The 13,302-nt window shown below is 66.5% G+C and carries 10 protein-coding genes; 3 read left to right on the top strand and 7 right to left on the bottom strand.

What is annotated here, in order from left to right; all coding sequences use genetic code 11:
- Positions 1-23 precede the first annotated feature (23 nt).
- Positions 24-1,607 (top strand): S53 family peptidase, encoded by a 1,584-nt coding sequence (locus BpN12_RS02440; RefSeq protein ID WP_246793694.1) that lies wholly within the window; start codon positions 24-26, stop codon positions 1,605-1,607.
- Positions 1,608-1,837: 230 nt separating this feature from the next.
- Positions 1,838-3,514: a S10 family peptidase gene (locus BpN12_RS02445; protein WP_246793696.1), complete on the top strand. Its 1,677-nt coding sequence runs from the start codon at positions 1,838-1,840 to the stop codon at positions 3,512-3,514.
- 129 nt (positions 3,515-3,643) lie between these two features.
- On the opposite strand, the gene oxlT is transcribed toward BpN12_RS02445, so the two are convergent.
- The 5 genes from oxlT to BpN12_RS02470 form a co-directional block, all read right to left on the bottom strand.
- On the bottom strand, positions 3,644-4,918 hold the full coding sequence (gene oxlT / locus BpN12_RS02450) for an oxalate/formate MFS antiporter (protein WP_246793697.1): 1,275 nt from the start codon (positions 4,916-4,918) through the stop codon (positions 3,644-3,646).
- A gap of 106 nt (positions 4,919-5,024) precedes the next feature.
- Positions 5,025-6,596 (bottom strand): gamma-glutamyltransferase family protein, encoded by a 1,572-nt coding sequence (locus BpN12_RS02455; RefSeq protein ID WP_246793698.1) that lies wholly within the window; start codon positions 6,594-6,596, stop codon positions 5,025-5,027.
- Between the two features lie 235 nt (positions 6,597-6,831).
- On the bottom strand, positions 6,832-7,578 hold the full coding sequence (locus BpN12_RS02460; protein ID WP_246793699.1) for a GntR family transcriptional regulator: 747 nt from the start codon (positions 7,576-7,578) through the stop codon (positions 6,832-6,834).
- Between the two features lie 371 nt (positions 7,579-7,949).
- Positions 7,950-8,693, bottom strand: a complete 744-nt coding sequence (locus BpN12_RS02465) for an SDR family NAD(P)-dependent oxidoreductase (protein ID WP_246793700.1) — start codon at positions 8,691-8,693, stop codon at positions 7,950-7,952.
- A 353-nt stretch (positions 8,694-9,046) separates the two neighbouring features.
- Complete coding sequence (locus BpN12_RS02470) at positions 9,047-10,222, bottom strand: 4-hydroxybenzoate 3-monooxygenase (RefSeq protein ID WP_246793701.1); 1,176 nt, start codon at positions 10,220-10,222, stop codon at positions 9,047-9,049.
- 85 nt (positions 10,223-10,307) lie between these two features.
- On the opposite strand from BpN12_RS02470, the gene BpN12_RS02475 reads away from it, so the two are divergent.
- Positions 10,308-10,973 carry a TetR/AcrR family transcriptional regulator gene (locus BpN12_RS02475; protein WP_246793702.1) on the top strand — a complete coding sequence of 222 codons (666 nt, stop codon included), beginning with the start codon at positions 10,308-10,310 and terminating at the stop codon, positions 10,971-10,973.
- Between the two features lie 185 nt (positions 10,974-11,158).
- Here BpN12_RS02475 and BpN12_RS02480 read toward each other — a convergent pair whose 3' ends face one another.
- Positions 11,159-12,331: a porin gene (locus tag BpN12_RS02480; protein ID WP_246793703.1), complete on the bottom strand. Its 1,173-nt coding sequence runs from the start codon at positions 12,329-12,331 to the stop codon at positions 11,159-11,161.
- Between the two features lie 330 nt (positions 12,332-12,661).
- Positions 12,662-13,288 (bottom strand): LysE family translocator, encoded by a 627-nt coding sequence (locus BpN12_RS02485; protein ID WP_246793704.1) that lies wholly within the window; start codon positions 13,286-13,288, stop codon positions 12,662-12,664.
- Positions 13,289-13,302: the final 14 nt, after the last annotated feature.

Consider the following 13,302-nt stretch of genomic DNA (forward strand, 5'->3'; position numbering starts at 1 on the left):
GCGGTAACTTGGAGGGTCATAACATGGCAAGGCATCTTCACGCTGGCAGCGAGCCGAAGGTCGTCACTGAATCCCGATGCGTCGGCGCGTGCGATCCCGCCGAGCGGATTCATGTGACGGTGATGCTGCGACGCGAAGGAGAACAGGCGCTCGACGCGCTCGTCGACCGGCTCGCGAGCGGCGACCCGGCGGCGAAGCCGGTGTCGCGCGAGGATTTCGCCCAGCGCTTCGGCTCGCGCGAGGACGACGTCAAGCACACCGAGGCGTTCGCGCGCCAGCATCACCTGACCGTCGAGCGCGTCGATCCGGTGGAGAGCGTGGTCGTGCTGGCCGGCACCATCGAGCAGTTCGAGAGCGCGTTCGGCGTCAAGCTTCAGCAGTACGAGCACCACGCGGTCGGCACGTTTCGCGCGCGCACCGGCGCGATCGCGCTGCCCGACGAACTGCACGACGCCGTCACCGCGGTGCTCGGCCTCGACACGCGTCCGCAGGCGCATCCGCATTTCCGCTTCCGCCCGCCGTTCCAGCCCGCGCGCGGCACCACCGGCACCACCTACACGCCGCTGCAGCTCGCCTCGGTCTACAACTTCCCGGCCGGCGACGGCGCGGGCCAGTGCATCGCGCTGATCGAACTGGGCGGCGGCTATCGCAAGGCCGACATCAACGGCTACTTCGACCAGCTCGGCCTGCCGCATCCGACGCTCGTCGACATCGGCGTGGCGGGCGGCAGCAACGCGCCGACCGACGATCCGAACGGCCCGGACGGCGAAGTCGCGCTCGACATCGAGGTGGCCGGCGCGATCGTGCCCGGCGCCACCATCGCCGTCTATTTCGCCTCGAACAGCGATTCGGGCTTCATCCAGGCCGTGAACCAGGCGATCCACGACACCAAGAACCATCCGTCGGTGGTGTCGATCAGCTGGGGCGGCCCCGAGGCCGGCTGGACCCAGCAGTCGATCCAGGCCTTCAACAACGTGCTGAAATCGGCCGCCGCGCTCGGCGTGACGATCTGCGCGGCCTCCGGCGACAGCGGTTCCAGCGACGGCCTGCAGGACGGCGCGAACCACGTCGATTTCCCGGCGTCGAGCCCCTACGTGCTCGCCTGCGGCGGCACCACGCTCGACGCGCAGGCCGGGCAGGGCATCCGCAGCGAGGTGGTGTGGAACGACGAGGCGGCCAGCGGCGGCGCGGGCGGCGGCGGCGTGAGCGCCGTGTTCGACGCGCCGTCGTACCAGAAGGGCCTGTCGGCGAAGCTGACGGGCGGCGGCAGCACGCCGCTCACGAAGCGCGGCGTGCCCGACGTGGCCGGCGACGCCTCGCCGACCACCGGCTATCAGATCTCGGTGGCCGGCACCACGGCCGTGCTGGGCGGCACCAGCGCCGTGGCGCCGCTGTGGGCCGCGCTGATCGCGCGCATCAACGCGGCGGCGGGCAGCCCGATCGGCTGGGCCAATCCGAAGCTGTACGCGCAGCCGCAGGCGTTCCACGACATCACGCGCGGCAACAACGGCGCCTACGCGGCGGCCGCCGGCTGGGACGCCTGCACGGGCCTCGGCAGCCCCGACGGCACGAAGATCGAAGCCGCGCTGCAAGGCGCGGCGCAGTAAGCGTCCGGCGCCCGGTCCGCAGCGTACCGGGCCGCATGCCGGCGCGAGGCGGCGCCGGGTGTCCGGCGGCCGGACGCGGGCGGGCGGTGCCGGGCGAGGCCGGCGGCTTCCGGTGGCGCGCGGTGTGTGACCGCCATGTGGTTCGCGGTAGTGCGGATGGCGATGAGCGGTTCTTGGTGGTTCGTGGTGGTTCGTTCAGGCAGATCAGACAAAATCAAAGGAGCGGGACGATGAGCAACGATTCGGGTTCCTCAGCAAGCGGCGGGACGTTCCCGCTGCACCATGGCGCGCACAATTCGCACGGCGTGCCGCCGACCGTCAATCCGGTGGCGCTCGCGCACGGTCGCGACGCGCCGTTCTTCGACCCGGTCGCCTACGGCAACGGCCCCGACGATTCGGTCAGCGACACGACGGAAAGCGCCGCCGTCACGCATCACACCACCACCATCGACGGCAAGCGGATCGCCTACACGGCCACCGCCGGCCATCTCGTGACGGTGGACGCGAGCAGCTCGCAGCCGAACGCGAAGCTGTTCTACGTAGCGTTCACGCAGGACGGGCAGAAGGAGGAGGCGCGCCCCGTCACGTTCTTCTACAACGGCGGGCCGGGCTCGTCGTCGGTGTTCGTGCTGCTCGGCTCGTTCGCGCCGCGCCGGATCCGCACCTCGATGCCGAGCTTCACGCCGCCCGCGCCGTACCAGATGGAGGACAACCCGGACAGCCTGCTCGACAAGAGCGACCTGGTGTTCGTGAATCCGGTGGGCACCGGCTACTCGGCCGCGGTGGCGCCGTTCAAGAACCGCAACTTCTGGGGCGTGGACGAGGATGCCGACTCGCTCAAGCAGTTCATCAAGCGCTACCTGACGAAGAACAACCGCTGGAATTCGCCGAAGTACCTGTACGGCGAGTCCTACGGCACGGCGCGCAGCTGCGTGCTGGCCTACAAGCTGCACGAGGACGGCGTGGACCTGAACGGCATCACGCTGCAGTCGTCGATCCTCGACTACCGGCAGGCCGGCAACCCGGTGGGCGCGCTGCCGACCGCGGCGGCCGACGCCTGGTACCACAAGCGGCTCGGCGTGACGCCGACGCCGACCGATCTCGGCGCGTTCTCCGAGGACGTCGCGCAGTTCGCGCGCACCGACTATCTCGACGCGCTGCGCAAGTTCCCGCAGACCGACGCGGCGGTGGTGCAGAAGCTGTCCGACTACACCGGCATCGACACCACCACGCTGCTGTCGTGGAGCCTCGACGTGGCCAGCTACGACGCGCGCGGCAACTCGGTGTTCCTGACCACGCTGCTGCGTGCGCAAGGGCTCTCGCTCGGCTCGTATGACGGCCGCGTCACGGCGATCTCGAGCGGCATCGCCGGCAACATCGATCCGAACTCGGGCGGCAACGATCCGACCATGACGGCCGTGACGGGCGTCTACACGGCGATGTGGAATTCGTATCTGAACGAGCAGTTGAAATACACCTCGAACTCGGCGTTCACGGACTTGAACGACCAGGCGTTCGCGAACTGGGATTTCAAGCACACGGACCCGACCGGCAAGGAAGTGGGCCTCGACGAGAAGGGCAACGTGATCCTCTACACGGCCGGCGACCTGGCCGCCGTGATGGCGCTCAATCCCGACCTGAAGGTGCTGTCGGCCAACGGCTTCTACGACTTCGTCACGCCGTTCTACCAGACCGTGCTCGACCTGCAGCAGATGCCGCTGGAGGATGCGAACGTGCGCAAGAACCTGTCGGCGCGCTTCTATCCGTCCGGGCACATGGTCTATCTCGACGGCGGCTCGCGCACCGCGCTCAAGCACGACGTCGCGGCGCTCTACGAGCGGACCGTGGCCGATACCGGCGCGGTGATGCGGATTCGCGCGCTGCAGGCGAAGAAGCGGGGCGGCTGAACGAGATAACCGGGAACCCGGCCTTGTGTCTCGCGCCTCTTGTTGGCAGCACCCCGAACGTCGGACATCGATCCGGCGTTCGGGGTGTTTTTCATGGCGAGGCACGCTCGCGCGCGGCCTTCGCCGGACTCAGGGCCGCGTACCGGCCGCGAGAAAGCGGGCTCGCGCGGGCTTGAGAACGAACATCGCCAGCAGCGCGGTGGCGAGGTCGAGCACGATGGCGCAGGTGAAGACCGGGATCCAGCTGCCGGTGTGCTGATGCAGGAGCGCCGCGAGCGGGCCGCCGAACACCGAGCCGATGCCGAACGACAGGTACAGCCAGCCGTAATTCGCGGTGGCGTAACGCGTGCCGAAGGTGTCGGTGAGCGTCGAGGGGAACAGCGAGAAGATTTCGCCCCAACCGAGGAACACCACGCCCGACAGCAGCACGAACAGCACGACGTTGTCACGCGTGAGCAGCCACAGCAGCATCGCCACGCCTTCCAGCGCGAAGGCGAACGTCATCGTTTTCTCGCGGCCGAAGTGGTCGGATACCCAGCCGAACAGCGGCCGCGTGAGGCCATTCGTGAAGCGGTTGATGGTCAGCGCGAGCGGCAGCGCCGCAAGCCCGAACACGAGCACCTTGCCCACGCCGAAATCGGCCGCGAAGCTCGCCATCTGCGAGGTGACCATCAGGCCCGAGGTCGCCATCATCGTCATCATCACGAACATGAGCCAGAACAGCGGCGTGCGCAGCATCTGCGCCGGGCGCCAGTCCGGCACCGACGACGCGTGGCCGGCGGCGCCGGCGCGTGCCGCGTTCGCCGCGGGCACGCGCAGGCCCTGCGAAGCGGCGAAGCCGACCACGGCGAAAATGAGGCCGAACAGGCCGAGCGTGCCGTCGATGCCGCGCGCCGCGAGCGCCGACGAAATGGGAAACGTCGTCACGATCGCGCCCATGCCGTAGCCGGCCGCCGCCACGCCCGCCGCGAAACCGCGGCGATCGGGGAACCAGCGCACCATCAGCCCCACCACGCCCACGTAGACGATGCCGGTGCCGAGGCCGCCCACCCCGCCGTAGGTGAGGTAGAGCATCGGCGCGCTGTTCGCATGCGCGGCGAGTATCCAGCTCAGGCCCGAGAGCAGCGTGCCGATCGAGATCAGCACGCGCGGGCCGAAGCGATCGATCAGCGCGCCCTGGAACGGCGAGCAGAACGCCTGCAACAGCACCAGGATCGAGAACGTCACCTGCAGTTCAGGGAGCGCCACGCCGAGCTTCGCCATCAAGGGCTTGGTCATCAGCGTCCAGACATATTGCGGACTCGAGATCGACATCATGCAGACCAGGCCGAGAATCAGCTGCGTCCAGCGGCGCCGCATCGCGACGCCCATCGGCAGCGCCGACGGGGTGTTCAAGGTATTCATCTACTGTTCTCCGGGATGAGAGGCACCCGCCGCGCGCGCGCCGGCGGGCCATGCGGGTGTTGCGGGCAATTCGATCAATGCGGGCAATTCGGGCAATGCGGGAAAGTCACCAGCTCGCCACCGAGCCGTCGCTGCGCGGGTCGCTGCCGCCTTCGAAGGTGCCGTTCGCGTGATGCACGATCGCGCCGGCATGGCCCATCGCTTCGTCGTAGGCATCGAGCACGTCGACTTCGTGGCCGAGCGCGCGCAATGCCTCGATCGTGCCGGCGGGAAAGCGCGCTTCCAGCTTGAGCGTGTCGTTGCTCGCCCCCCAGGTGCGGCCGAGCAGCCAGCGCGGCGCGGCGATGGCGTCCTGCGGGTTCCAGCCGAACTGCGCGATACGCGAAAACACCGCGCTTTGCGATTGCGGCTGGCCGTCGCCGCCCATGTTTCCGTACACGAGCGTGCGACCGTCGTTGAAGCGGGCCAGGGCGGGATTCAGCGTGTGGAACGGGCGGCGCAGCGGCATCAGGGGATTGCGCGAACGCGGATCGAGCGAAAAGCTGCAGCCGCGGTTCTGCCAGTTGATGCCCGACTGCTCCAGCACCACGCCGCTGCCGAACTCGTGATAGATGCTCTGGATGAAGCTCACCGCCAGGCCGTCGCGATCGATCGCGCCCATCCAGACCGTATCGGCCGGACCGAGGCCGTTGCCCCAGGGCGCGGCCCGCGACCCCTCCACCTTCGCCGCGAGCGCGTCGAGCGCGGCCGGCTCGAGGAAGCTCCGGGCATCGACGTCCATGTAGTCGGGGTCGGTGATGTGCCGGTCGCGCACCGCGAAGGCGAGCTTGGTCGCCTCCACGCAGGCGTGCACGAAATCGGCGCCGACCGGGTCCATGCCGGGCTCGAGCAACCGGTCCAGCACGCCGAGGATCATCAGCGAAACCAGCCCCTGCGTCGGCGGCGGCATGTTGTAGACGGTGCCGAACGAATGCGCGAGCGCGAGCGGCGTGCGCAGGCGTGCCTGGTGGCGTGCGAGGTCGCTCGCCGTGACCAGGCTGCCGAGCGCCTGCAGATCCGCGGCGATGCGGTTGGCGAGGTCGCCTTCGTAGAAGTCGCGCAGGCCCGCGCCGGCGAGCTGTTCGAACGTCGCGGCCAGCTTCGGCTGCCTGAACAGCACGCCGGTTTGCGGCGCTTCACCGGTTTCGGCGTCGAGGAAGGTGCGCGCGAAACCGGGGATCGCGGCCAGCTCGCCGCGTTTCTGCGCGGTGCAGCGCGCCTGGCTGCGCGTCACGGGGATGCCGTGGCGCGCGTAGTGGATCGCGTCTTCGAGCAGGCGCGACAGCGGCAGGCGGCCACCTTGTTCCTGCGACCATCGATGCGCGCACTCCCAGCCCGAGATCGTGCCCGCGACCGTGTTGGCGGCGAGCGGCCCGCGAAACGGAATCGAGGCGAGACCGCGCTCGCGATAGGCATCGATCGACGCGGCTGCCGCGGACGCGCCGCATGCCTCGATGCCGACCGGCTCACGACCGGGCGCCGAGATCAGCCAGAAGCCGTCGCCGCCGATGCTGTTCATGTGGGGATACACGACCGCGATGGTCGCGGCGGCGGCGATCATGGCTTCGACGGCGTTGCCGCCCTCGCGCATCACGGCCATGGCGCTCTGGGAGGCAAGCGCATGGGGCGCGACGGCCATGCCGCGCGTGCCTCGTACTGGGTTCAAATGGGTGGTCGACATCACGCTCCGGGCTACGCTCGATTACTTGTGTACGTACTTGTCGACAAAAGCAAGGAGCGTGCCAATTTGGATCGAAATGACGTGATACCGGGCGGGATCCTTTACAGCGCAGGGGTTGGCGGGGGAGGCGGGGTGCGGAGGAAAAACGGCGGACGCGGGGAGGAAGCGTGGCCGGCGACGTTGCCGTGGTGCATTACATCGCTGACTTGGTGCGAACGCTGTGCAGGCGGTGCAGGGTGAGCTTGCGCACTTCGGCGCGGCTTCCCTGGATGTGCGCTTCCATGCGCGTCAGCGCCAGGGGCAGGTCGGCGGCGCGAATCGCGTCGAGAATCACGCCGTGTTCGTCGTAGGTTTCATCGAGGCAATCGCCATGCACGAGATCGAGCCAGCGCACGACGCGGATGCGCGCCGTGACGCGTTCGAGCGCGGCGGACAGCTCGTCGTTGCCGGTCGCCGCGACGAGCGTGTAGTGAAACGCCTCGTCCAGCTCGGCCACCTTGCGGCCGTCGCGTTCGCGCGCGGCGGGGGGGACTTTCCAGATCGCGTCCAGTTCATCGATCGCGCGGCGTGCCATGTCGTCGGGTGGTGCGGTGCAGAGCTTGCGGATTGCAAACGTCTCGATCAGTTCGCGCATTTCGTAGAGATCGTCGAAGCGCTTGAAGTCGATCGGCACGACTTCCCATCCGCCGCGGACGTAGCCCTGCATCAGGCCGTCGCTTTGCAGGCGCTGCAAGGCTTCGCGCGCGGGAGTGCGTGATACGCCGAAGCGCTTCGCGATGGTGCCTTCGGTGAGTCGTTCCCCGGGCAGCAGGCGCAGTTCGAAAATGTCGTCGCGGAGGTGCTGGTAGACGGCTTCGGCTCGCGAGATGCCGCGGGCGCCGGGGGCCGCGGCGGGCGATGGATCGCGGGAGGCGAAGAGGGCGGCGTGGAGATCATTCATGAGCGGTGAGGATACAAGATTCGCGGGGGGCTAAGAAAATATGTGGGGGGCGGAGCTTCGGCCGATTCGTGTTCGGGGGCTAACTCGAGCGCGGTGTCGTATCTCTCGGTGCCGCGAGGCGCGGGGCGTTCTTTCCAGCCGGACCGGGCAGGCGCCCGCCCGCGATCCGGTTGGCGCGGGGAGCGGCAAATCGTTCGGTATATCTGGCGTCAGGCGTATCGAGTGCCTATCGGTGTCGGTGCGATGGGGCCGATGATTGTCGGCAAACGAAGGGAATGGCGAACGACCGCCGGCGATCCGTCAACGACGGTCACAGTTTCCGGAATCGGTCACTCGGATCGAGGGCAAGACAGGACGCCATCGGGCCTGGGTCATGTGAGATTCAACCCGCCGTCAGAGAGCAGTATCTCGCCGGTCAGATAGTCTGATGCGACCAATAGCGAAACCGCCTGCGCAATATCCTCGGGACTGGCGGCCCGCCGCATGGGCGAACGCTCCTTCCAGAGCTGCTGCGCCTGCGTCCATTCTGCTGTCAGCGGCGTATCGACCAGGCCGGGAGCGACGGCATTGACGCGAATGTCCGGGGCAAGCGAGAGCGCGAGCAGGCGGGTCACATGGTTCAAGGCAGCCTTGGTCGCAGCGTAAGGAATGGAGGCGCCCTTGGGGCGCACGCCGGCATGCGAAGTCACATTGACTACGCATCCTGCTTTCCCCCGCTCTTTCGCTTCACGCAGTGCCGATTCCGCTTCCGCTACCAGGCGAAATGGAGCGACAACATTGACCTCATGCAGTTCCTGCCACACCTCCGGTGTGGCGGCGGCCAGATCTGCATGGGGGATGACTCGGCTGATGCCGGCGTTGTTGACGAGAACATCGAGTCGCCCCCATGCGGCAATCGCTTCGCGAACCAGCCTGGCCCTGTCCAAGTCGTTCGCCAGATCCGCTTGCACGTAGACGGCTGAGCCAAGTTCGCCGGCCAATAGGTGCCCTACCTCCGCCGAACTCCGTGAATGCAGGACGACTGAAAATCCGTCTTTTGACAGACGCCGGGCAATGGCGGCGCCGATGCCCGAAGTGGAACCGGTGACAAGGGCAACAGGAAGCTCGGCTTTCATGGATGCACGACCGTGTAGTGGGTTTTCGGAACGGAAGATCCCGTTTTGATGGCTCTTTGGCTGGACGACCAAGAACCAGACATGACCGCGGCCTTGTTCGTCGGCGTTGCTCGCGCTGATTGTCGGCGATCGAGGCAGCGGTGTCGAAGGCCTCTTTATGGCCGGAAGTCGCCAGTCGGCGCCCGGTGCGGCTCGACCAGCGACTTCCGACCTTTGAGCGGTCCCTCGATCTGCGTTTTGCCGTTGACCGCTTCGAGTTCGACCGCTGCCGGATGCAGTTCGCTCCCGCCATGGCTTGCGACAAGCAGATGGCCGATGCTGATCGACGAGTGCCACGCCACGTGCTTCAGCTTTTAAGCCATGCCTCGCTGATAGTCACTGTGCAGGCGTCTCGCCGCTGCGGAACGGAACAGCTGGTCGAGCCGGGCGCGAGCGGTCATCTGGCGGAAGGAGCCATGAAGCGTCGGATCGCCCGCGTCGTGCATCGTGTCGGTCATCCATGCGCTGAACGCTTGGTACCGCCAGATGTGGGGCAGCACCGTGTTCGAGTAACTCGCCAGCGGAACATCGTCGCCGTCGACCAGTGCGTTGACCAAGGCGCCCGCCAACACGTCCACGTCGAACAGTGCGAGATTCATTCCCTTTGCACCGGTCGGGGGCACCAGATGCGCCGCGTCGCCGGCCAGGAATAACCGACCATACTGCATGGGGGAGTGAACGACCGAGCGCAGCGGAACGAACTCCTTGCTATGCACGACTGCGTTTTCGATCGATTCGTCATGCATACGAAGCCGGATCTCGTCCCAGATGCGCTCGTCGGACCAATCCCCGGCCCGATCCTTCAACTCGCATTGCAGGTAGTAGCGACTGCGATGCGGCCCGCGAGGCAGTTGGGCAACGAAGCCGTGCTTGCTGACACCCATGATCGGATGGTCTTTTAGCGGCGCCTCGACCAGTGCAGCGAGCCACGCGTAGCCATACTCATGGGTGACGGTGGTCAGCACGCCATCGGGGATCGATGCGCGACTGACGCCCCGATCGGCGTCGCAACCCACGATGTAGTCACAAGCAATTTCAATCATCCGGTCGGCATCGGTGTATCCGACCTGCGGACAAACGCCCGGTTCATTGCGGATCGTGACGTCCGCGACATTGAAGCGGACATCTCCGTTCATTTCATCGATGAACACACGCAACAGATTGCTTACCAGCATTTGCTGCGTGCAGAAACGACCTTCGCTCTCGGAATCACCGGTGATTTCGAACACGCGGCTCATGCCGTCGGTCCGATAATCGATCGTCTGCGCAACTGCGCCGGCAAGCAGCCTGTCTGCCAATCCCCAACGCTCGAACATGCGTACATTCCGGGCGTCGACCACACCGGCCCGTTGCCGGGTCTCAACAAACGCGCGGTCGCGCCGCTCCAGCACGATGCTTGCGACGCCCGCCGTACTCAGCAAAGTCGCAAGCGCAAGCCCCGCTACACCCGCACCGATGATGACGACCGGCGTCCTTTCTTTGTTTGCCATACCCTTGATCTCGTTGACGTGATGGCAAACAGAATATAAGTTAAAGCTTATATTCTCTAATCACATTTGGACCGACACCCGGACAGTGGCTCGCAAATCCGATCTTGCCCCGAAGAAGCTACCCAGACAGCGGCGTGCCATCGCCACGGTCCAGGCTCTGGCTGACGCTGCGACTTACATTTTGGCTCGCGAAGGCGCGGGAGGCTTCACTGCCAACAAGGTCGCAGAGAAAGCCGGGGTGAACATCGCGTCGTTCTACCAGTACTTTCCGAATAAGGAGGCGCTGCTTTTTTACGTCGTCAGGCTGACTTGGGAGCGGCAGATGGCTCGGCTGTCTCCTATTCTCGATGGCCCGGCGCGCGATCCTGGAGCAAGGCTCCGGGAGTTCATCCGCGAGTTCTTTCTGATCGAAGCGGCGGAGGTCGAACTTCGTCGGGCGCTGCGGATTGCATCGGTGGATTTGCGAGAAACTGATGAGTTTCAGATGCTCATATCGAAAGGCGCCGATCTGTTTCGGACCTACATTGCGGGTATGGTTGGAGATGCAGGAAGGCCTGATCTCGATTTCATCGTTCGATTCACCGTACTGCTGACGACCAGCTTCGCGGAGAGAACCACCGACGACGGAACAGTCGGCGTCGAACTCATCCAGCAGGCGGACCTGCTGACGGACATGCTCATCATCCAGTTGGGTATCGCCCAGGCGGGAGACGGCTTGACGTCGGGCCGGCCCGCGTCCTTGCCGCGATAGCGAGACGGCTTTGGGATCTGGCAATAGGGCTGCACGTGCGACGGCAACCGTGGTGCGGCCTCGGCCGGCATCTCGCCAGGCGCGATGACGCAAACCGGCGGCAGTGCGGCAGCCAACCACCACCACCGCACCGCCCGCCCAAACACAAAGCACCCCGCCGCGCCTCGCGCGGCGGCTTGGCACTATCAGAACCGGTGCATCATCCCCAGCCGCACCACGGTCTGGTTCACACCCGACGAAGCCCCCGCCGACGCGTCAATGATCTGCGCATCGTCAAAGCTCGTACCCGTATGCGCGCTGACCGCATGCTGATACGCCGTCTGGATATACAGCGACGTGCGCTTGCTGAGGTCGTAGTCGAGCATCAGCGCGAGCTGGTGGTACTTCGGCGTGTAATCGCCTTGCTGTGAATGCAGGTGCGCGATCGTGAACGTGTACGACGCGCCGAGCCAGAACGCCGAGTTGAAGTAGTACTGCGAATTGAGTTCGATGTTGTCGAACTTCCAGGCGTTCCAGGCCGCGCCGTTCGACGGCGTGCTGTTGGCGAGCCAGACGTTGCTGGTCGGGTTGTAGACGTCCACGTGCGAATACGAGGCCGCCACCTGCACCTTCGTGAAGCGGTAGGACACCGCCGCGCCGATGTTCTGCTCCGACGTGCCGTCGAACAGGTCGCCCGCCGTGACCGCGCCGCCCGCCGTCGAGCCCTGGTTGTTCATGCGCAGGTACGAGGCCGCCGCCGTCAGGCCGCCGTTCTGGTAGTTGACCGTGGCGCCCCACAGGCGGTTGTTCGAGAAACCGGTCTGGTTCGAGAAGCCGTACATCGCCTCGACGGTCAGCCCGTTCCAGGTCGGGCTCACGTACTTGACCGAGTTGTTGACGCGGAAATCCCAGTCCTCGTTGTTGTTGTCGAACGGCACGGTGGCGACGTCGCCGGCCCAGTTGCCGGCGGCGGTCAGCGACGCGAAGCCGAGCGAATCGACGGTGATGTCGTACTGGCGGCCCAGCGTGACGGTGCCGTAGCGGTCGCTCGCGAGCCCGACGTAGGCCTGCCGGCCGAATTCGCTGCCGTCCTGGCCGAGCTTGCCGTTGTTGATGTTGAAGCCGTTCTCGAGCAGGAACACGGCGTGGTTGCCGCCGCCCAGGTCCTCGTTGCCCTTCAGGCCCCAGCGGCTGCCCGCCGTGTCGCCGCTCGAGAGCTGGTAGGCGGAGTGGCCGCCGGCGTTGCTCGTGAAGTTCAGGCCTTCGTCGATCAGGCCGTAGAGCGTGACGCTCGATTGCGCGTGCGCGGCGCCGGCGAACAGCGCGGTAACGGCGGCGACGATGCCGAGCGCGGTGTGCTGGAGCGATGTGGTCTTCATGTTTTTCCCTTCCTGAAGGTGATCGTTATGGGGCCGTCACGCGACGGATGACGGAGTGTAGGTAGAGGGAAAAACGTGTCGGGATGGAACCGTGAAATTCAGAGTTCCGGTCTTCGCAAGAGCACGCGGCACGCCCGGTGGCGCGCAATTCGAGAGAAATGGGGAAACGCCCGGCGCGATTGTTGCGTTGTATTTATGTTTCGCGGCCCTTGACGGCCGGATTTTTCTTCGCGGAGGGGCAGGGGGGCGGCTCACAGCGCCGCAAGAACGGGCGGGGCGGCACGCGGGCCGCCCCTCGGGAAGCCGCCCGCGAGCGGGGCGGCGCGTCCTTCAGCGCACCAGCTGGCGCACGCCGAGCGCGATGATCACGCCGCCGCAGACGCGATCGATCCAGGCCTTGCCGCGCCGGTAGGCGCCGGCCACGTCCGGGTGCGAGAGCACCAGCGCGACGCAGCCGTACCACGACGACGACACCACCAGCACCACCGACAGCATCACGCCGAAGGTGGGCCATGCAACGTGCGCGGGCGTGGCCGAGGCGAACACGGCCGCGAAGAACGCGATCGACTTCGGGTTGGCGATGTTGGTGGCCACGCCCTGCACGTAGGCGCGGCGATGGTTGGTATCGGTGGCGCTGGCGGCCAGGGGGTCCACAGCGGGCGCGGCCTTCGCCTTGACGATCAGGCGCGAGCCGAACCAGATCAGGTAGCCGGCGCCGGCCACCTTCACCACCAGCGCGATCCACGGGAACGCGGTGAACACGATGCCGACGCCGAGGATCGCGCAGCTGGCCCAGAACAGGTTGACGGAGACGATCCCGCCCACCAGCGCGAGCGCGGCCGGGCGCGTGGACGAGGCGGCCTTGTGCGCGACGGCGACGAAGTTCGGCCCGGGCGCAACCACGCCGACCACGTACACGGACAACACGGCGACGATCGCGTGCCAGTCGATCAGCATGACGGCGCCCCCTC

The sequence above is a fragment of the Burkholderia perseverans genome (genome assembly GCF_022870505.1).
In the GTDB taxonomy this organism is placed as follows: Bacteria; Pseudomonadota; Gammaproteobacteria; order Burkholderiales; family Burkholderiaceae; genus Burkholderia; species Burkholderia plantarii.

Bases quoted from the DNA above. Each gene is read 5' to 3' on its own strand.
- BpN12_RS02440 (WP_246793694.1), top strand. From the start codon at position 24: ATGGCAAGGCATCTTCACGCTGGCAGCGAGCCGAAGGTCGTCACTGAA.
- BpN12_RS02445 (WP_246793696.1), top strand. From the start codon at position 1,838: ATGAGCAACGATTCGGGTTCCTCAGCAAGCGGCGGGACGTTCCCGCTG.
- oxlT (WP_246793697.1), bottom strand. From the start codon at position 4,918: ATGAATACCTTGAACACCCCGTCGGCGCTGCCGATGGGCGTCGCGATG.
- BpN12_RS02455 (WP_246793698.1), bottom strand. From the start codon at position 6,596: ATGGCCGTCGCGCCCCATGCGCTTGCCTCCCAGAGCGCCATGGCCGTG.
- BpN12_RS02460 (WP_246793699.1), bottom strand. From the start codon at position 7,578: ATGAATGATCTCCACGCCGCCCTCTTCGCCTCCCGCGATCCATCGCCC.
- BpN12_RS02465 (WP_246793700.1), bottom strand. From the start codon at position 8,693: ATGAAAGCCGAGCTTCCTGTTGCCCTTGTCACCGGTTCCACTTCGGGC.
- BpN12_RS02470 (WP_246793701.1), bottom strand. From the start codon at position 10,222: ATGGCAAACAAAGAAAGGACGCCGGTCGTCATCATCGGTGCGGGTGTA.
- BpN12_RS02480 (WP_246793703.1), bottom strand. From the start codon at position 12,331: ATGAAGACCACATCGCTCCAGCACACCGCGCTCGGCATCGTCGCCGCC.
- BpN12_RS02485 (WP_246793704.1), bottom strand. From the start codon at position 13,288: ATGCTGATCGACTGGCACGCGATCGTCGCCGTGTTGTCCGTGTACGTG.